Here is an 18,566-nt window from a genome sequence, read left to right on the forward strand (position 1 = left end):
CTTCAAGACCACAACCAGGTCTTGAAGGCCGACGTCACGCACGAGCCCGAATTAACCAACAGCGTCCGCGTACGGCCTGGGCCTCTCGTCGTTCACGTGATCACACCTCACGCGGCGTGGATGACGTCCTTCTCCTCGGCGAAGTGGCAGGCCGACTCGTGCGCCGCCGGCGTGGTCGAGGCGACGAAGCGCTCGGGGATCGCCAGCAGCGGGACCTCGTTGGCGCACCTGTCCTGCGCCTTCCAGCAGCGGGTACGGAACCGGCAGCCGGACGGCGGGTTCGCCGGGGACGGCACGTCGCCGGAGAGGATGATCCGCTCGCGGCCGGTGCGGGCCTCCGGGTCGGGGACCGGGACCGCCGACAGCAGCGCCTGGGTGTAGGGGTGCGTCGGGTGGTCGTAGATCTGGGTGTCCGTACCGATCTCGGCCATCTTGCCGAGGTACATGACACCCACCCGGTCGGAGATGTGCCGGACGATCGACAGGTCGTGCGCGATGAAGATGTAGGACAGGTTGAACTCGTCCTGGAGCTTCTCCATCAGGTTGATGACCTGCGCCTGCACGGACACGTCCAGCGCCGAGACCGGTTCGTCGCAGATGATGATCTCGGGGTTGAGCGCGAGACCGCGCGCGATGCCGATGCGCTGGCGCTGGCCGCCGGAGAACTGGTGCGGGTACCTGTTGATGTACTCCGGGTTCAGTCCCACGACGTCGAGCAGGTCCTGCACCTTGCCCCGCCGGTCACCCTTCGGCGCCACCTCGGGGTGGATGTCGAAGGGCTCGCCGATGATGTCGCCCACGGTCATACGGGGGTTCAGCGAGGTGTACGGGTCCTGGAAGACCATCTGGATGTTCCGGCGGACCGCCTTGAGCGCCCGCCCGGACAGCCGGGTGATGTCCTGGCCCTTGTAGAAGACCTCGCCCGCGGTCGCCGTCTCCAGCGTCATCAGCAGCCGGGCCACCGTGGACTTGCCACAGCCCGACTCGCCGACGATGCCCAGGGTCTCGCCCTGGTAGAGGTCGAAGGAGACCCCGTCCACGGCCTTGACCGCGCCGACCTGGCGCTTGAAGAGGATGCCCTGGGTCAGCGGGAAGTGCTTGACCAGGTTGCGGACCTGGAGGATCGGCTTCCCGCGCTCCACCGGCGCCTCGATGGCGGCGACCGCCGCCGATTCGGTGGCGACGTCGATCTCCGTCACGTCGGTGACGTTGGGGGTGACGACCTCGGAGCCGGCGTCCGCCGGTCCGGCCGGGTTCCCGTCCGTCTTCTTGGGGTCAGCCATGGATCGTCTCCTTCCAGAAGTGGCACGCGCTGCCGCGGCCGGGCAGCTCGGTGCCGTCCTGCTCGGTCACCGGTTCGAGGACCGGAACATCCGTACGACAGATGTCCTGCGCCCTCGGGCAGCGCGGGTTGAACGCGCAGCCGGCCGGGATCTTGAGCAGGTTCGGGGGCAGGCCCTTGATCGCGTAGAGCTCCTGCCCCTTCTGGTCGAGCCGGGGGATGGAGTCGAGCAGACCACGTGTGTACGGGTGCGCCGGCCGTTTGTACAGCTCGTGCACCGGCGCGGTCTCCACGATCCGGCCCGCGTACATGACGGCGATCTTGTCCGCGACATCGGCGACGACACCGAGGTCGTGGGTGATCAGGATCAGCCCCATGTTGAACTCGCTCTGAAGATCCGCGAGCAGGTCCATCACCTGGGCCTGCACGGTCACGTCGAGCGCGGTCGTCGGCTCGTCCGCGATGATCAGGTCGGGCTCCAGGGCGAGCGCCATCGCGATCATGATGCGCTGGCGCATACCGCCGGAGAACTGGTGCGGGTAGTCGTTGACCCGCGCCTTCGCCGCCGGGATGTTGACCCGCTCCATCAGCTCGATGGCCTTTGTCTTGGCCGCCTTGCGGGAGAGGCCCTCGTGGACCCGGTACATCTCGCCGAGCTGGTAGCCCACCGAGAGCACGGGGTTCAGCGAGGAGAGCGCGTCCTGGAAGATCATCGCGATCTTCCGGCCACGGATCTTCCGCCGCTCCTCGTAGCTCATGGTGAGCATGTCCTGCCCGCGGTAAAGGATCTGGCCCTGCGGGATCGAGCCGGGCGGCATGTCGAGAATGCCCATGATCGCCTGCGCGGTCACGGACTTGCCGGAGCCGGACTCACCGAGCACGGCCAGGGTCTCGCCGGAGGCCACGCTGTAGTTCACACCGTTGACGGCCTTGGCGACACCGTCCCGGGTGTGGAACTCCACGTGGAGGTCGCGTACTTCGAGCAGTGGGGTGGTGTCCGAGTCGCCCTGTCGGGGCGTCGGGACACTTGAGGTTTCTTCGATGATGGTCACGTACGCCCTCCTCAGCGCAGCTTCGGGTCGAGGGCGTCGCGGACGGCGTCACCCAGCATGATGAACGCGAAGACCGTGAGGCTCAGCATTCCGGCCGGGAAGAACAGGGCGTGCGGGTTGTCCCTGATGTCCTTGCTGCCCTGGGCGATGTCGATGCCCCAGGAAATGGTCGGATCGGCGAGGCCGAGACCCAGGAACGACAGGGTCGCCTCGGCCGAGATGTAGCCACCCAGCGCGATCGTCGCGACGACGATGGTCGGCGCCATCGCGTTCGGCAGCACATGGCGGAAGAGGATCCGCCGGGTGCCCGCGCCGAGGGCGCGCGCCGCCGTCACGTAGTCCGCCTGCTTGGCGGTGATCACCGACGAGCGCATCACGCGGCAGATCGACGTCCAGCCGAGGAAGGCCAGGGCGAAGATCACGACGTAGACCTTGCGCTCGGTGAAGGCGTTCAGGACGACCATCGCGCCGAGCAGGAACGGGATGCCGAAGAAGATGTCGGTGATACGGGAGATGACCGAGTCGAGCCAGCCGCCGAAGTAGCCGGCCAGCATCCCGAGCAGTCCGCCGAGGAGCGTCACCGCCGCGGTGACGCCGACACCGACCAGGATCGAGGCGCGCGTCCCGTAGACGACACGCGCGTAGATCGAGCGGCCCTGGCCGTCGTAGCCGAACCAGTCGGGCTGGAAGAAGCTGCCCAGCTCCGGCTTGGTCAGGAAGTGGTTGGTGAGGTCGCCGTCGCGCGGGTCAACGCTGGTGAACAGACCCGGGAAGGCGGCCACGATTATCAGGAAGAGCAGCAGAACCGAGGAGATCCAGAACATCGGGCGGTGCCGCAGGTCGTACCAGGCGTCGCCCCACAGGCTCCGCGGCCTGCCCTGTGACTTGTGGCCCTCGGCCGCGGTCTCGGGAGCTCCGGCGGCCGGCGGCGCGATGGCGTCGGTGGTCGCGTCGGTCTTGGTCTTGATCACGTCAGGCATACCGGATCCTCGGGTCCAGGACCGCGTACAGCAGGTCGACGACCAGGTTGATCAGAAGGATGATGAGCACGAAGACCGTGACCACGCCGACGATCGTCGAGCCCTCACGGCCTTGGAGCGCCTTGAAGAGCAGGTTTCCGACGCCCTGGACGTTGAAGATGCCCTCGGTGATGACCGCGCCGCCGATGAAGCCGCCGACGTCGGTGCCGAGGAACGTGACGACCGGGATCAGCGAGTTGCGCAGCAGGTGGACGCCAACGATGCGGCGTCTGGGCAGGCCCTTGGCCATCGCCGTACGCATGTAGTCGGCCCGCAGGTTCTCCGCGAACGTCGTGCGGGTCAGCCGTGCCACGTACGCCATCGACAGCATCGCCAGGACGAAGCCCGGCAGGAACAGCTGGGCGTAGTCCGTGGAGTCCTGCACATTGGGCGCGACCCACCCCAGTTCGTCGGCGAGGACGAAGCGCGCCAGGTAGCCGAGCACGAAGACCGGGATCGAGATGACGATGAGCGTGAAGATCAGTACGCCGGTGTCGACGGCCTTGCCGGCCTTCAGACCCGCCCAGGCGCCGAGGCCGATACCGATGATGATCTCGATGACGAGGGCCACCATGGTGAGCCGGAGCGTCACCGGGAAGGCCTCGGACATCTCGTCGGCGACCTGACGGCCACCGAACGTCTCGCCGAAGTCTCCCTGGAGGAGGCCCCACATGTAGTCGACGTACTGCTTCCACAGGGGCTGGTCCAGCCCGAAGTCAGCACGTAGGGCGGCGACCTGTGCGGGGTCCGCCGCCTTGTCGCCCCACATCGCCCGGATCGGATCGCCCGGAAGGATGTGGACCATAAGGAAAATAATCAGAGTGGTCCCGATGAATACCGGGATCATCTGGAGCAGTCGCCTTGCGACGTAGCGCCCCATCATGCCTCCATGCCGTGAGGGGTCGGCGATGGCCTACGTAGTTTTCTCCGCCACGGGGTATGGGGTGGAGTCTCCCGGGGCCTCGGCCTGGCCGGACCGGTGCCGCCGCCCCACGAGGGGACGGCGGCACCTGTTGACGGTCCCGTTGTTTTAGCTCTTGGCCTTCACCTGGACGCCGGTGAAGATCGGGTCGCCGTCCTGGCCGTAAACGATCTTGCCGAAGACGTTCCTGGACTGGCCCGAGTTGTTCTTGTAGAACCACAGCGGGATGGCAGGCATGTCAGCCTTCAGCAGCTGCTCGGCCTCCTGGTACAGCTCCACGGTCTCGTCGAGGGTCGCCGCCTTGTCGGCCTTCGAGGCCAGCGCGTCGAACTCCTTGTTGGAGTAGCCCGAGGTGTTACCGGCGGCGGTGCTGCCGTACAGGTCCCGAAGGAAGTTCGAGTTCGTCGGGTAGTCCAGCACCCAGCCACCGCGGTACATGGACTTGACCTGCTTGTTGTCACGCGCGTTCAGGTCCGCCTGGAAGTCCGGCTTCGAGTCACCGACGCACTCGACACCGACGCTCTTGCGGATGCTGTTGCAGACCGCGTCGACCCAGGGCTTGTGGTCCTGGTCGGCGTTGAACTGGATCGAGATCTTGTTGCCGGGGACGCCGCCACCCTCCGCGATGAGGGCCTTGGCCGCGGCCGGGTCGAACTTCGTGACGTCACCGAGGGCGCCGGGCTTGTAGCCGAGCACACCGCGGGCGACGTACGAGTCGGCCGGGGTACGGGTGCCGTGCAGCACGGTCTTGGTGATCGTGTCACGGTCGATCGCCATGGACAGACCCTGGATGACCTTGGGGTCGATGTCCTTGAACTGGTCCGTGTAGAACGCCGGGACGATCGACTGGACGGCCGAGTACTCCTGGTCGATCGCGCGGTCGCCCAGGTCGTCCTTGTAGCTCGTGAGGGCCGTGGTCGGGACCTGCTCGATCCAGTCGAGGTTGTCCGACCGCAGGTCCGAGTAGGCGGAGTCGGCGGTGGTGTAGTTCTTGAAGTCGATGCCACCGTTCTTGGCCGCGTTCGGCCCGGTGTAGTCCTCGAACTTACGGACCTTGATCAGCTTCTTGTGGTCCCAGGAGACGAACTTGTACGGGCCGTTGCCGACCGGCTTCTCGCCGGCGGCCTTCGGGTCCTTGAAGAACGACTCGGGGAGCGGCGCCCACACGTCGTAACCCAGCTTGTACGCGAAGTACGAGACCGAGCTGGTCAGCGTGATCGTGAAGGTGTTCTCGTCGACCACCTTCAGACCGGACATCTTGTCGGCCTTCGGGTCACCCTTCTCGGGGTGGACGTCCGCGTAGCCCTTGATGTCCTGGAACCAGCTGGAGTTGGTCTGGTTGTTCTTGACGTTGGCCGACCAGTTCCACGAGTTCACGTAGGACTCGGCGGTGACCGGGGTGCCGTCGTGGAACTTCCAGCCGGGCTTGAGCTTGACGGTCCAGACGGACGAGTCGTCGTTCGGGGTGACCGACTCGGCGTTCACGTACTGAAGCTTTCCGGTCCCGGGCTCGTAGTCGACCAGGCCGGAGAAGATGGCGCGCAGGACACGGCTGCCCTGGCTCTCCTTGGCGTTAGCCGGCTGCAGCGGGTTCTGCGGCTCGCCGAGCTGTGCGGTCAGAATGCCATTCGGGTCGGCCTTCCCCGCCTTCATGTCGTCGCCGCTGTCGCTGTCGCCGCCGCCACAGGCGGTCGCAGCCAGGGCGATAACTATCGCGCCCGCGACCCACTTGGCGCTCTTGGCACCGCGCATGGGTTCCTCCTCATGAGTCCACTTGTCACAACAAGATGGGCACCGATCGTTACGCCGACACCCCTGACGGCGGTCGATCAGTGCACCGAGTGTGTGCTCGTGAGTCGGCGCTCCCCACAGCGCATGACCCATTGACCCGAGCTCAATGCAGCCAACTATTAAGTACGCCCGACCTGTAAACCACACTTACCGCGTCTCGTTTTGACAACATCGACCCATCACCTACGCCCGAAATCCGGACAAAGTAAGCACAGACAGACACCCGCGAAACGGACTGTTAACGCAGCTTCCGGTGAGCGTTACCCGGTATCCGGACGTTTCGCCACGGAAAACGAGTTGACAGGAGCTCCCGGCTCGGGCAAAACACCCTACTGTCCGGCCGCCGACGAGGGGCAGACCACCGGCCCGGCACCTCGCGGGGCCGGGCCGGGGGACGTACATCCGCCGGACCGTCATGATCCGGGGGCGGCGGTGCGTCAGCGCTTGGCGCGGGAGGCCGCGCGACCGCGCTCCTTCTGGTCCAGGACGACCTTGCGGATACGGACCGTCTCCGGGGTCACCTCGATGCACTCGTCGTCGCGGCAGAACTCCAGGGACTGCTCCAGCGAGAGCCTCCGCGGCGGCACCACGTTCTCCGTGGTGTCGGCGGAGGCGGCACGCATGTTGGTGAGCTTCTTCTCCTTGGTGATGTTCACGTCCATGTCGTCGGCGCGCGAGTTCTCACCGATGATCATGCCCTCGTACACCTCGGTGCCCGGCTCGGTGAAGATGACACCGCGCTCCTGGAGGTTGACCATCGCGAACGGGGTCACCGAACCGGAGCGGTCCGCGACCAGCGAGCCGTTGTTACGGGTCCGCAGCTCGCCGAACCACGGCTCGTGCCCCTCGAAGATCGAGTGCGCGATGCCGGTGCCGCGGGTCTGGGTGAGGAACTCCGTACGGAAGCCGATGAGGCCGCGGGACGGCACGATCCACTCCATCCGGATCCAGCCGGACCCGTGGTTGGTCATGGTCTCCATACGGCCCTTGCGGGTCGCCATCAGCTGCGTGATCGCGCCCAGGTGCTCCTCGGGGCAGTCGATCGTCATGCGCTCGATCGGCTCGTGGATCTTGCCGTCGACCTCCTTGGTGACGACCTCGGGCTTGCCGACCGTCAGCTCGAAGCCCTCACGGCGCATCTGCTCGACCAGGATGGCCAGCGCCAGCTCACCGCGGCCCTGCACCTCCCAGGCGTCGGGACGCTCGGTGTCCAGGACGCGCAGCGAGACGTTACCGATCAGCTCGCGGTCCAGGCGGTCCTTCACCTGCCGGGCGGTGACCTTGTGGCCCTTGCCGCCCTTGCCGACGAGGGGCGAGGTGTTCGTGCCGATGGTCATCGAGATGGCCGGCTCGTCCACCGTGATCAGCGGCAGCGCGATCGGGTTCTCCAGATCGGCCAGGGTCTCGCCGATCATGATGTCCGGGATACCGGCGATGGCGCAGATGTCGCCCGGGCCCGCCTTCTCGGCCGGCTTGCGGGTGAGCGCCTCCGTCATCAGCAGCTCGGTGATGCGGACGTTGGACATCGTGCCGTCACGCTTGATCCACGTGACGGTCTGCCCCTTCTTCAGCTCGCCCTGCTCGACGCGGCAGAGCGCGATACGGCCGAGGAAGTTGTCGGCGTCCAGGTTGGTGACGTGGGCCTGGAGCGGTGCGTCCTCGTCGTACACCGGAGCCGGGACGGAGCCCAGGATCGTGGTGAAGAAGGGCTCCAGGTTGGTGCTGTCGGCCGGGACCGTGCCGTCCTCCGGCTTGGTCAGCGAGGCGACGCCGTCACGCGCGCAGGCGTAGACGATCGGGAACTCGATCTGGTCCTCGTCCGCGTCGAGGTCGAGGAAGAGGTCGTACGTCTCGTCGACGACCTCGGCGATACGGGCGTCGGGCCGGTCCGTCTTGTTGATGCACAGGATCACCGGCAGCTTGGCCGACAGTGCCTTGCGCAGCACGAAACGGGTCTGCGGCAGCGGGCCCTCGGAGGCGTCGACGAGGAGGACGACCGCGTCGACCATCGACAGACCCCGCTCGACCTCACCACCGAAGTCGGCGTGGCCGGGGGTGTCGATGATGTTGATCGTGACCAGGTTCGGGATGTCACCTGTACCGCCCTCCTTGGGGTGGTACTTCACCGCCGTGTTCTTGGCGAGGATCGTGATGCCCTTCTCACGCTCCAGGTCGTTCGAGTCCATCATCCGGTCGTCGAGGTGCTCGGCGGCGTGCGCGGCGAAGGCACCGGCCTGCTTCAGCATGGCGTCGACCAGAGTGGTCTTGCCATGGTCGACGTGGGCGACGATGGCGACGTTACGGATGTCGTGGCGCGTGGGCATGCTGGCTGGCGCTTCTCTCGATCGTGGGATGCGGCGTTGTTTTCCTCGTACGCCTGCCGGGCGGACACGCCACGGCCTACCCCATCGTACGGGGCTGGCGATGCCGGGGCTTCCGGGACCGATCCGATAAGAGGCGGAGCGCTGGGGGACGCGCTCGTGGAGTGCTGGTCGTGCGTCTGCGGGGACGTACTGCGGGGTGTGAAACGGCCCGGGTCAGGGGATGGCACGATCTTGCCCGCCGGGAGGCCCGGCGGGCAAGTCGATCGTCCGGCTTCCAGGGTCTGACCTGCCGGTTCTCTCCGTTTCTTCTTCTCTGCTACCGCTGACCTTCTACTTCTTGTCGCTTTCGGACTTCGCCGGCTTCTGCGGACCGCTCCTGGCGGAGTCCTTGAAGCCGATGTCCTCGTAGCGGGGGGAGGCGAAGGCGAAGGCACCGGCGTTCGCCACGGACGGCTTGGCCGCCACGAGCTGCGGGCGCTGGTAGAGCGGGATGGACCCGGCCGCCGCCCAGATGCGGGCGTCGGCCTGCCTGAGCAGATCGCGGGCCTCGTTCTCGTCCAGCTCGGAGGCGGCCTGGTCGAAGAGCTGGTTGATGTGGTCGGTGCCGACGCGGGTGTAGTTCTGCTCCACCAGCAGCGAGCCGTCGGAGGCGGGGACGGGCTTGGAGTAGATCGGCCGGCCGTCGGTCGCGGGGTAGGCCGTCGCGGGCCACGAGTACAGCGCGAGGTCGTAGTCGCCCGACGCGACGTGGTCCTTGAAGTAGTTGGCGTCCGCGACCTTGCTGATCTCCGTACGGATGCCGATGCGGTCGAGCATGCGCGCGATCTTCTGGCCGACGGTGCGCAGCTGCTCGGAGCCGGGGCCGGAGGGGAGGACGAAGCGGAGGGTGAGGGGCTTGCCGTTCTTGGCGAGCGGACCGGGCAGGGGGGCGGCGGCGGACGAGGCCGAGGCGGACGACGACGCCGAAGCGGAGGACGAGGGGGACGCGGACTCGGATTCGGATTCGGATTCGGATTCGGATTCGGATTCGGATTCGGAATCAGAGCCGGAGTCCGATTCAGTCTCCGACTCGGTGTCCGACTCCGCGTCGGACGCGGACTCGGATTCGGAGGGCGCCGCCGTGCCGCGCGGCGCGTACGCGCCGGCCATACCGCCCGGCTGCCTGTCCTGGGCGCTGACGTCCGAGTCGTCCAGCAGTCCCGCCTGGCCGAACAGGACCGCACGGTGGAAGGCGGCGGCGGGGGCGGGGGCGATGACACGGGTGCCGCTCTCGGAGATGGGGGCGCCACGTCCGGGCTTGTCGTCACCGACGACGTACGAACCGTCGTCGGAGGCGCTGTCGGCGTCGGACTCGGAGCCGGACTCGGAGCCGGAGGCTGAGTCCGAGTCGGCGGTCGAATCGGCCGTCGACTCGGAATCCGAGCCGGAATCGGAATCGGTGTCCTTCGTGTCGGATTCCTTTTCCTTGTTCTCCGCGTCCTTCTCGTCCTTCTCGGCTTCCTCGCCGGCCTTGGCCTTGTCCTTCTTCTTGTCGGCGTCGGCCTCGCTCCCGGCCTTCGTGCCCTCGTCCTTCTTCAGCGCGCCGCCCAGCACCCAGCCCGCGTCGGCCAGGAGCGCCTGCGCCTCGCGGGTGTTCTGGTCCCCGAGCGCGTCACTGCTGTCGGCGTACGCGTGCTGTCCGGCCAGCGCCAGATGGCTGCCGGGCGGATGTGCCGGCAGGCCGAGCGGCTTGAGTACGGCCTCGGCAAGCTTCTTCCGGTCGAGCGCCCGGGCCACGGCCCGCCGTACCCGCTCGTCGGCGAGCGGCCCGGTCTCCCCGTTGAGCGCGAGCTGTGTGAAGGCGGGCTCCAGGGACTTCCGTACGACATAGCCCCGCAGGCCCTGCTGCTCCTTGGAGAACGTCGCGAGCGCCTTGGTCCGCTTCTCCTGGGAATCCCGCGCGGCCTCGTTCCCGGTCTCCGTCTCTTCCTCGGTCTCTTCCTCGTCCGAGCCGTTCGGTGACTCCTCCGCCGATGGCGACCCGGTCGCCGACGGTGATCCGGTCGCCGCCCGCGGGCCCGCGCCCGCGCCCCTCTTGTCGGAGCGCGCCTTGTTGATCCGCTCGGCCACCGGGCTGTCGATCTCGGCGAGGTCGAGCGTGCCCGCGACGAGCGCGGCGGCGCGTTTGCCGCGCGGCACCGCGCTCAGCACGATCGAGTCGAGCTTCGGCCGCGCGCCCCACCAACGAGGGTTGCGGACGAGGGTCATCTCGCGTTCCTCGCGGTCCAGTTCCTTGATCTGGAAGGGCCCGGCCGTGGCCTTGAGCTTGGCGCGCGCGCCGTCGTTGAAGGAGTTCGGCGCCCCCATCACGCTCTTCGGGTACAGCGGGCTGAAGAGCGCCTTCCAGTCGGCGTACGGCTTGTTGAAGGTGACCCGGACCTCCAGGTCGTCCTTGCCGCGCTCGATCTTCTGGATGCGCTCGTAACCGGCGTTGCGCGCGGTCCAGTACGCGGACTCCTTCCCGCTCAGCGCGCGCCACTGGGCGACGAAGTCGGGGGCGCCCAGCTCACGTCCGTCGGTCCACACCGCCTGCTGGTTGAGCTTGTAGAGCACGACCTGCTTGGGCTCGCGCTCGACGATCTTCGCGGACTCCAGATAGTCCGGGTTGCGCTGCGGGCGGCCGGTCTTGTCGAGGGTGAAGAGTGCGGGCAGTACGGCGCCCGCGATGCGCGACGTGGTGGCGTCGGCGTCCGCCTGGAAGGTGTTGAGGGTGGTGGGCACGGTGTCCACGGCCCAGCGCAGCGTCCCACCGTCGGCGATCCTGTCCCGCGCGGCGGGCCCGACGTCCTGGGCGGCGCCCGGGACCTTGCTCCGCTCCTCGCCCGAGCTGCACCCGGCGAGCGCGGGCAGGGCGAGCACGCCGGTGGTGAGTAGCGCGACGGATCGGATGGTCCGGGAGCATGTCCTCCCGCGTGGGGCGCCGACCTGGGACATGGCTTCTACCTCTTCGTCCTGTTTGTGGAATTTAGAGATGATCACACCTATTGCCCGCCCACTGAAGTGGACCGGTCCGACACGACAGCGGCGACACGGCGGCCCGGCGCCCGAAGCCCACCCGAACGGCCCAACGAGGAACGGGACACAGGACGGCCGAAAGGGCGAAAATGGAGGGGCGCGACATCAACGACGCGGAGCGCACGGCTCACGTATGCGCCGGGAATCCCTGCACGTCCCTTCACAAGCGGGGATGTGAGGAGCGACACTCGCAGGCGCATTACCGATGGCATCGCTCCCCTGCGGAAGTGAGGGCAAGTCATGTCCCAGCCGGAAGATCTGACAGCAGTCCACCGTCGTATCGATGAGCTCGTTCAGCGCGTCGCGGACCTGGAGCGGACGGTCGACCGACTGAACGAAGCCGTACCGGCGGCACCGTCCAGGCCCGCGCCAAGGGACCGCCGGCCGGACGTGGTCACCATCCCGGACGCGCCGTACAACGCGGCGCTGTGGACGGACTCGGACGACGAGGGTCTGGGGCTGCGGGACCGGCGCGCTCCCTAGTCCGCCGGCCTGGCCTCGGACGCTCTCCGCGCCGGGGCCGACGTATCCCCCGACCACCGACCACCTTCTGACCAGCGCCGCACGGACGTCACCCGCACGGACATCACACCGCACGCCCCCGACACCGCACCGAAGCACCCGCCATCAATCGCCCCGGCCCTACGACCCCCCACCAGATCCCACTCCATCTCCATACGGAGTCTTCGTTGGCAACAGGCACGGAACGACCCCAACTGAATACGGGCGTGCACGACACCACGCGTGCCGCCATCACCGCCCGCCACCTGCGGACCGACCGCTGGTGGCTGGCCCCCGCCGCCACGGCGGCGGGACTGCTCGCCTTCGTCATCTACTCGACGTGGCGCGCGTTCGGGAACGCCCACTACTACGCGGCGCCGTACGTCTCACCGTTCTACTCGCCCTGTCTGGCGGAGAATTGTGAGCCGATGAAGGGCGGCCCCAACCTGGAGATCTTCGGCAGCTGGTGGGGCCTGTCCCCCGCGCTGATCATCCTGATCTTCCCGCTGGGTTTCCGGATGACCTGCTACTACTACCGCAAGGCCTACTACCGGGGCTTCTGGGCCTCACCGCCGGCCTGCGCCGTCGCCGAACCGCACAAGAAGTACAGCGGCGAGACGCGCTTCCCGCTGATCCTCCAGAACATCCACCGGTACTTCTTCTACGCGGCCGTGCCGGTGGCGGTCATCCTCACGTACGACACGGTGCTCGCCTTCCGCAACTCGGACTACGAGTGGGGCCACATGGGCCTCGGCACGATCATCATGGTCGTCAACATCGTGCTGATCTGGGCGTACACCCTCTCCTGCCACTCCTGCCGCCATGTCATCGGCGGCAAGCTGAAGCACTTCTCCAAGCATCCGGTGCGCTACCGGCTGTGGGGCTGGGTCGGGAAACTGAATCACCGTCATATGCAGCTCGCCTGGGCCTCCTTGATCAGCGTCGCCCTCGCGGACTTCTATGTGTATCTGCTCGCCAGCGGTGTCTTCGACGATCCGCGCCTCTTTTAGTCCTAGGGAGAGCCTTCAGCAATGACGCAACTCGAACGCGAGCAGTGGGACGTCGTGGTGGTGGGCGCGGGCGGAGCGGGTCTGCGGGCCGCCATCGAGGCGCGTGAGCGTGGCGCCCGTACCGCTGTCATCTGCAAGTCGCTCTTCGGCAAGGCCCATACGGTGATGGCCGAGGGCGGTATCGCGGCCTCCATGGGCAATGTGAACTCCGGCGACAACTGGCAGGTCCACTTCCGCGACACCATGCGCGGCGGGAAGTTCCTCAACCAGTGGCGGATGGCGGAGCTGCACGCACAGGAAGCGCCCGACCGGGTCTGGGAACTGGAGACCTGGGGCGCGCTCTTCGACCGTACGGCCGACGGGAAGATCTCCCAGCGCAACTTCGGCGGGCACGAGTATCCCCGTCTCGCGCACGTCGGCGACCGGACCGGCCTTGAGCTGATCCGTACGCTCCAGCAGAAGATCGTCGCCCTCCAGCAGGAGGACTTCCGCGAATTCGGTGACTACGAAGCCCGGTTGAAGGTCTTCCAGGAGTGCACCGTCACCTCCGTACTCAAGGAGGGCGAGCGGGTCTCGGGCACGTTCTGCTACGAGCGCGAGTCCGGCCGCTTCTTCGTCCTGGAGGCGCCCGCCGTCGTCCTCGCGACCGGCGGCATCGGCAAGTCCTTCAAGGTGACGTCGAATTCGTGGGAGTACACGGGCGACGGACACGCGCTGGCGCTGCTCGCCGGTGCCCCGCTGCTGAACATGGAGTTCGTGCAGTTCCACCCGACGGGCATGGTCTGGCCGCCGTCGGTGAAGGGGATCCTCGTCACCGAATCGGTGCGCGGCGACGGCGGAGTGCTGCGCAACTCCGAAGGCAAACGGTTCATGTTCGACTACGTACCGGACGTCTTCAAGGAGAAGTACGCGGAGTCCGAGGAGGAGGGCGACCGCTGGTACGAGGACCCGGACAACAACCGGCGCCCGCCCGAGCTGCTCCCCCGCGACGAGGTGGCCCGGGCCATCAACTCCGAGGTCAAGGCCGGCCGGGGCTCACCGCACGGCGGCGTGTTCCTGGACGTGTCCACGCGTATGCCGCCCGAGGTCATCCAGCGCCGACTGCCCTCGATGTACCACCAGTTCAAGGAGCTGGCCGACGTCGACATCACCGCCGAGGCGATGGAGGTCGGCCCCACCTGTCACTACGTGATGGGCGGGATCGCCGTCGACTCGGACACCGCCGCCACGCCCGGGGTCCCCGGTCTGTACGCGGCCGGCGAGGTCGCGGGCGGGATGCACGGCTCCAACCGGCTCGGCGGCAACTCGCTCTCGGACCTGCTGGTCTTCGGTCGGCGGGCCGGACTGCACGCGGCCGAGTACGCGGCGGGGCTCACCGAGCGACCGGCTCTCGACGAGGGTCAGATCGACGCGGCGGCCACCGAGGCGCTGCGCCCGTTCGGCGCCGAGGAGTCGGCGGACGGCGGCCCGCCGGAGAACCCGTACAGCGTCCACCAGGAGCTCCAGCAGACGATGAACGACCTCGTCGGCATCATCAGGCGCGAGGGCGAGATGGAGCAGGCCCTGGAGAAGCTGGGCGAGTTGCGCGGGCGCGCGGCTCGCGCCGGCGTGGAGGGCCACCGGCAGTTCAACCCCGGCTGGCACCTCGCGATCGACCTGCGGAACATGCTGCTCGTCAGCGAGTGCATCGCCCTGTCGGCCCTGGAGCGCACGGAGAGCCGGGGCGGTCATACCCGCGAGGACTTGCCGGGCATGGTTCTCGACTGGCGGCGGGTCAATCTGCACTGCCGGCTGAACGATTCCGCACGGGACCCGGCGGCGGACCCCGCACTCGGCCGGATCACCCTCTCCAGGAAGACGACCGAGCCCATCCGTCCCGACCTACTCGACCTCTTCGACAAGGAAGAGCTGGTCAAGTACCTCGCCGAAGAGGAGCTCCACGAGTGAGTGCCAGCACGACTCCGACTCAGAGCACACCCCCCTCGTCCGCCTCGTCCACCCCCTCACCCGCCACGTCCACGACGTCCACCCCGGCCACCTCCTACGAGGCCAAGTTCAAGGTCTGGCGGGGCGACGCGGAGGGCGGCGAGCTGAAGGACTTCGCCGTCGAGGTCAACGAGGGCGAGGTCGTCCTCGACATCATCCACCGGCTCCAGGCGACGCAGGCGTCCGACCTGGCGGTGCGCTGGAACTGCAAGGCGGGCAAATGCGGTTCGTGCAGTGCGGAGATCAACGGCCGGCCTCGGCTGCTCTGCATGACGCGGATGTCGACCTTCACCCGCGAGGAGACGATCACCGTCACCCCGCTGCGCGCCTTTCCCATCGTCCGGGACCTGGTGACGAACGTGTCCTTCAACTACCAGAAGGCGCGGGAGGTACCGGCGTTCGTGCCGCCGCCGGGCGTCGCGGCGGGCGAGTACCGGATGCAGCAGGTGGACGTGGAACGCTCGCAGGAGTTCCGTAAGTGCATCGAGTGCTTCCTGTGCCAGGACACCTGCCATGTGGTCCGGGACCACGAGGAGAACAAGACCTCGTTCGCCGGTCCCCGCTTCCTGATGCGGGTCGCCGAGCTGGACATGCATCCGCTGGACGCGGCCGAGGAGACCGGCCTCGACCGCAAGGAGACGGCGCAGGACGAGCACGGGCTCGGCTACTGCAACATCACCAAGTGCTGCACCGAGGTCTGCCCCGAAGGCATCAAGATCACGGACAACGCGCTGATCCCGCTGAAGGAGCGCGTCGCGGACAAGAAGTACGACCCGCTGGTCTGGCTCGGAAACAAGATCCGCCGCCGTACGACCGGCTAGGGCCTGTACTCGGGCGGCGGACGGGCCGGCGTGGCCCGTCCGGCGCTTGGGGACAGGAGGCTTTGCTCGGGGCCCCCGGTTCTCAGGGCCCGGGTGACCGCTCGATCAACGACTCGATGCCGTCCAGCATCCGTTCGAGACCGAACTCGAAGAGTGTGCCGAGTTCGAGGTCGAACTCCTCGTCCCCGAAGAGGTTCGACATGACCGGATACGCGCCGGTGAGCTGGACCGAATCCAGTCGGGTCTCGTTGGCCGCCATCCACTGCTCGGCCGTCAGCCCCGTGTCCTGCCGCGCCTGCGACTCCAACTCGACGGCCATCGCCACTCCTTGGGCGTAACCGAACAGGGAGAGATGGATGTGGATCATCGCGTGCGGCGTGAGACCGAGCCCGCGGATGGTGCCCAGCGTCCGCTCGGTGTAGCTCATGGCATGCGGTGCTGCCATCGGCCTGGTCAGCCCCGCCATGGCACGGGCGAGCCAGGGGTGCCGCTCGTAACGGGTCCACAGCCAACGGATCTCCCGCCTCAGCCGCGGACGCCAGCCGACCGGTTCGGGGCCCGAGGGGGCGCCGGCGAACACCGTCTCGGACATCAGACGCACCAGCTCGCCCTTGCTGGGGACATGGCGGTACAGCGCCATCGTGGACGTACCGAACTCCGTCGCCACGCGCCGCATCGACAGCGCGCCCAGCCCTTCGGCGTCGGCGAGGGCGATGGCGGCCCGCACGACGCGCTCACGGCTGAGGCCCTCGCCGGGAGCCGTGTCCCGGCCGCGGGGGCCGGCAGGCTCCGCGACCACTGTGCCGACGCCCGGCACCGCCCGTACGAGCCCTTCCTGGTTGAGCGCCGCGAGCGCCTTGGTCGCGGTCGCCATCGCGACGCCCCACTCCTGGGTGATACGGCGGGTGGAGGGCACACGGTCGCCGGGCACGAGTTCGCCGGAGTCGATACGGCGGCGGAGCTCGGCCGCGATGCGGAGGTAGGGCGGATCGACGGTCACGGGCCTCAGCGTACTAGTGCACTGAGGGCCCAAGTCCCGCTCTGAACAGGGTCTCTGGTCCAGTGCACTAGGCAGCTGTTTGCCGCGTACACCCGGAGCCGATTACGTACCGGCCATGGAGAACTCACACGCGCCCGGACTCGCGGGCCGCAGGGAATGGATCGCCCTCGGCGTCCTGATGCTGCCGCTGCTGCTCGTCTCGATGGACATCTCGATCCTCTACTTCGCGATCCCGTTCGTCAGCCAGGATCTGGAGCCCAGCGCCACCCAGCAGTTGTGGATCCTCGACATGTACGGCTTCGTACTCGCGGGGCTGCTCATCACCATGGGGGCGCTCGGCGACCGGATCGGCCGGCGCAAACTGGTGCTCGCCGGCGCGGCGGTCTTCGGCGCGGCCTCGGTCGCCGCCGCGTACGCGCACTCGGCCGACGCGCTCATCGGCGTACGCGCGCTGCTGGGGCTCGGGGGCGCCGCCCTCATGCCGTCGACGCTCGCGCTGATCCGCAATCTCTTCCACGACGCGAAGCAGCGGGGCCGGGCGGTGACGATCTGGACGGGCGTCATGACCACCGGGATCTCGCTGGGGCCGGTGGTCAGCGGGCTGCTGCTCGAACACTTCTGGTGGGGGTCGATCTTCCTGATCAACCTGCCGGCGATGGTGCTGCTGCTGGTGCTGGTGCCGTTCCTGGTGCCGGAGTCCAGGATCGCGCCGGGGGCGTCGCGGGAGCCGTTCGACCTGGTGAGCGCGGCGCTCTCGCTCGCCGCACTGCTCACGGTCATCTACGGCGTCAAGGAGTGGGCCCGGCACGGGTTCGCGCCGGTGCCCGCCGCGGCCGTCGCCCTGGGGCTGGTGCTCGGCCACGTCTTCGCACGGCGCCAGAAGCGCCTCGCCCACCCGATGATCGACCTCGGACTGCTGGGGCGACGGGCCTTCGGGGGCCCGGTGTCCGCGAACACGCTCGCGATGTTCGCCACGGTGGGGATGGCGGTCTTCTTCACGCAGTACCTCCAGTCCGTGCAAGGACTGAGCCCCTTCAAGGCCGCGCTGTGGAGCCTCGTACCGGCTTCGGGTGTGATCGTGGCCGCACCGATGGCGGCGGTCCTCGCGCAGCGCACCGACCGCGCGAACGTGATGGGCGGCGCCTTTCTCCTCTCGGCGGCCGGATTCTTCTGGCTGAGCCAGATCCGGCCGGAGTCGGCCCTCTGGTTCTGCCTCACGGCCGCCGCGCTGTACGCCGGCGGTCTCGTCGCTGCCATGACACTCGCCAACGAACTCGCCATCGGCGCCGCCCCGCCCGAGCGCGCCGGCTCGGCCGCCGCCGTACTCGAATCGGGCCAGGAACTCGGCGGGGCCCTCGGGATGGCCGTCCTCGGCTCGGTCGGTGCGGCGGTCTACAGCCGGGACATGGCCGACGCCCTGCCCGCCGGCGTCACCGCCGCGCTGCCGGGCGGCGAGGCCGACGCCGTACGCGAGACCCTGGGCGGCGCGGCGGCTGCCGCGGCCCGGCTCCCGGAGGAGACGGCCGCGGGTGTGCTGACGGCGGCGCGGGACGCCTTCACGCACGGGATGGGACTGGCGTCGGTCGGCGCGGCCGTCGTCATGGTGGGGGCGGCGCTCTTCTCGTTCGTTTTGCTCAGGGGCACGGCCGAGAACGGGACGAACGGCGCGGCCGGCGGCCCTGGGAGGGGCGCCGGGGCAGGCACCGAGGGGGGTACCGAGGGGGGCGACCTTGCTCCTGCACAGACCGGCGCCGTAAAGTGAATGCGCTTACACGAGTAGGAGTGCCGGCGCCCGGCAGCAGAA

Annotated in this window: 13 protein-coding genes; 5 read left to right on the forward strand and 8 right to left on the reverse strand. The window is 68.1% G+C overall.

Annotation, left to right across the window (positions count from 1 at the left end):
- Positions 1-107 precede the first annotated feature (107 nt).
- The 7 genes from IEY79_RS26345 to IEY79_RS26375 all read right to left on the reverse strand — a co-directional run bounded on the left by IEY79_RS26345 (position 108) and on the right by IEY79_RS26375 (position 11,363).
- The gene (locus IEY79_RS26345; protein WP_229701137.1) at positions 108-1,283 is read right to left on the reverse strand and encodes an ABC transporter ATP-binding protein; all 1,176 of its coding nucleotides are present in this window, start codon (positions 1,281-1,283) and stop codon (positions 108-110) included.
- Complete coding sequence (locus IEY79_RS26350; protein WP_189110107.1) at positions 1,276-2,334, reverse strand: ABC transporter ATP-binding protein; 1,059 nt, start codon at positions 2,332-2,334, stop codon at positions 1,276-1,278. Before IEY79_RS26350 ends, IEY79_RS26345 begins: the two co-directional genes overlap by 8 nt.
- An 11-nt stretch (positions 2,335-2,345) precedes the next feature.
- Positions 2,346-3,314 carry an ABC transporter permease gene (locus tag IEY79_RS26355; protein WP_189110108.1) on the reverse strand — a complete coding sequence of 323 codons (969 nt, stop codon included), beginning with the start codon at positions 3,312-3,314 and terminating at the stop codon, positions 2,346-2,348.
- Entirely contained in the window at positions 3,307-4,233 is a 927-nt protein-coding gene (locus tag IEY79_RS26360; protein ID WP_189110236.1) for an ABC transporter permease, read from the reverse strand. Before IEY79_RS26360 ends, IEY79_RS26355 begins: the two co-directional genes overlap by 8 nt.
- Positions 4,234-4,383: 150 nt before the next feature.
- Positions 4,384-6,027, reverse strand: a complete 1,644-nt coding sequence (locus IEY79_RS26365; protein WP_189110109.1) for a peptide ABC transporter substrate-binding protein — start codon at positions 6,025-6,027, stop codon at positions 4,384-4,386.
- Positions 6,028-6,503: 476 nt separating this feature from the next.
- Entirely contained in the window at positions 6,504-8,390 is a 1,887-nt protein-coding gene (gene typA, locus IEY79_RS26370) for a translational GTPase TypA (RefSeq protein WP_189110110.1), read from the reverse strand.
- Positions 8,391-8,720: 330 nt separating this feature from the next.
- Positions 8,721-11,363, reverse strand: coding sequence for an ABC transporter substrate-binding protein (locus IEY79_RS26375; RefSeq protein WP_189110111.1), 2,643 nt, complete (start codon positions 11,361-11,363; stop codon positions 8,721-8,723).
- Between the two features lie 321 nt (positions 11,364-11,684).
- Here IEY79_RS26375 and IEY79_RS26380 point away from each other — a divergent pair, with 321 nt between their 5' ends.
- The 4 genes from IEY79_RS26380 (at position 11,685) to IEY79_RS26395 (ending at position 15,762) form a co-directional block, all read left to right on the forward strand.
- Positions 11,685-11,927 (forward strand): Rv0250c family protein, encoded by a 243-nt coding sequence (locus IEY79_RS26380; protein ID WP_189110112.1) that lies wholly within the window; start codon positions 11,685-11,687, stop codon positions 11,925-11,927.
- A gap of 206 nt (positions 11,928-12,133) precedes the next feature.
- Positions 12,134-12,955, forward strand: a complete 822-nt coding sequence (gene sdhC / locus IEY79_RS26385) for a succinate dehydrogenase subunit SdhC (protein WP_189110113.1) — start codon at positions 12,134-12,136, stop codon at positions 12,953-12,955.
- Positions 12,956-12,976: 21 nt separating this feature from the next.
- Positions 12,977-14,902 (forward strand): fumarate reductase/succinate dehydrogenase flavoprotein subunit, encoded by a 1,926-nt coding sequence (locus IEY79_RS26390; RefSeq protein ID WP_189110114.1) that lies wholly within the window; start codon positions 12,977-12,979, stop codon positions 14,900-14,902.
- A complete protein-coding gene (locus IEY79_RS26395; RefSeq protein ID WP_189110115.1) occupies positions 14,899-15,762 on the forward strand; it encodes a succinate dehydrogenase/fumarate reductase iron-sulfur subunit in 864 nt (287 codons plus the stop codon). The genes IEY79_RS26390 and IEY79_RS26395 overlap by 4 nt, the downstream gene beginning before the upstream one ends.
- 82 nt (positions 15,763-15,844) lie before the next feature.
- Here the strand turns inward: IEY79_RS26395 and IEY79_RS26400 are convergent, their stop codons facing one another.
- Entirely contained in the window at positions 15,845-16,762 is a 918-nt protein-coding gene (locus IEY79_RS26400) for a TetR/AcrR family transcriptional regulator (protein WP_189110116.1), read from the reverse strand.
- 115 nt (positions 16,763-16,877) lie between these two features.
- On the opposite strand from IEY79_RS26400, the gene IEY79_RS26405 reads away from it, so the two are divergent.
- Positions 16,878-18,524 carry an MFS transporter gene (locus IEY79_RS26405; protein WP_189110117.1) on the forward strand — a complete coding sequence of 549 codons (1,647 nt, stop codon included), beginning with the start codon at positions 16,878-16,880 and terminating at the stop codon, positions 18,522-18,524.
- Positions 18,525-18,566: the final 42 nt, after the last annotated feature.

Origin of the sequence: Streptomyces camponoticapitis (assembly GCF_014646115.1) — a bacterium.
Classification (GTDB): Bacteria; Actinomycetota; Actinomycetes; order Streptomycetales; family Streptomycetaceae; genus Streptomyces; species Streptomyces camponoticapitis.

Excerpts from the sequence above, each read along its gene's own strand:
- IEY79_RS26345 (WP_229701137.1), bottom strand. The coding sequence starts at position 1,283 with ATGGCTGACCCCAAGAAGACGGACGGGAACCCGGCCGGACCGGCGGAC.
- IEY79_RS26405 (WP_189110117.1), top strand. The coding sequence starts at position 16,878 with ATGGAGAACTCACACGCGCCCGGACTCGCGGGCCGCAGGGAATGGATC.
- typA (WP_189110110.1), bottom strand. The coding sequence starts at position 8,390 with ATGCCCACGCGCCACGACATCCGTAACGTCGCCATCGTCGCCCACGTC.
- IEY79_RS26380 (WP_189110112.1), top strand. The coding sequence starts at position 11,685 with ATGTCCCAGCCGGAAGATCTGACAGCAGTCCACCGTCGTATCGATGAG.
- IEY79_RS26355 (WP_189110108.1), bottom strand. The coding sequence starts at position 3,314 with ATGCCTGACGTGATCAAGACCAAGACCGACGCGACCACCGACGCCATC.
- IEY79_RS26390 (WP_189110114.1), top strand. The coding sequence starts at position 12,977 with ATGACGCAACTCGAACGCGAGCAGTGGGACGTCGTGGTGGTGGGCGCG.
- IEY79_RS26360 (WP_189110236.1), bottom strand. The coding sequence starts at position 4,233 with ATGGGGCGCTACGTCGCAAGGCGACTGCTCCAGATGATCCCGGTATTC.
- IEY79_RS26375 (WP_189110111.1), bottom strand. The coding sequence starts at position 11,363 with ATGTCCCAGGTCGGCGCCCCACGCGGGAGGACATGCTCCCGGACCATC.
- IEY79_RS26365 (WP_189110109.1), bottom strand. The coding sequence starts at position 6,027 with ATGCGCGGTGCCAAGAGCGCCAAGTGGGTCGCGGGCGCGATAGTTATC.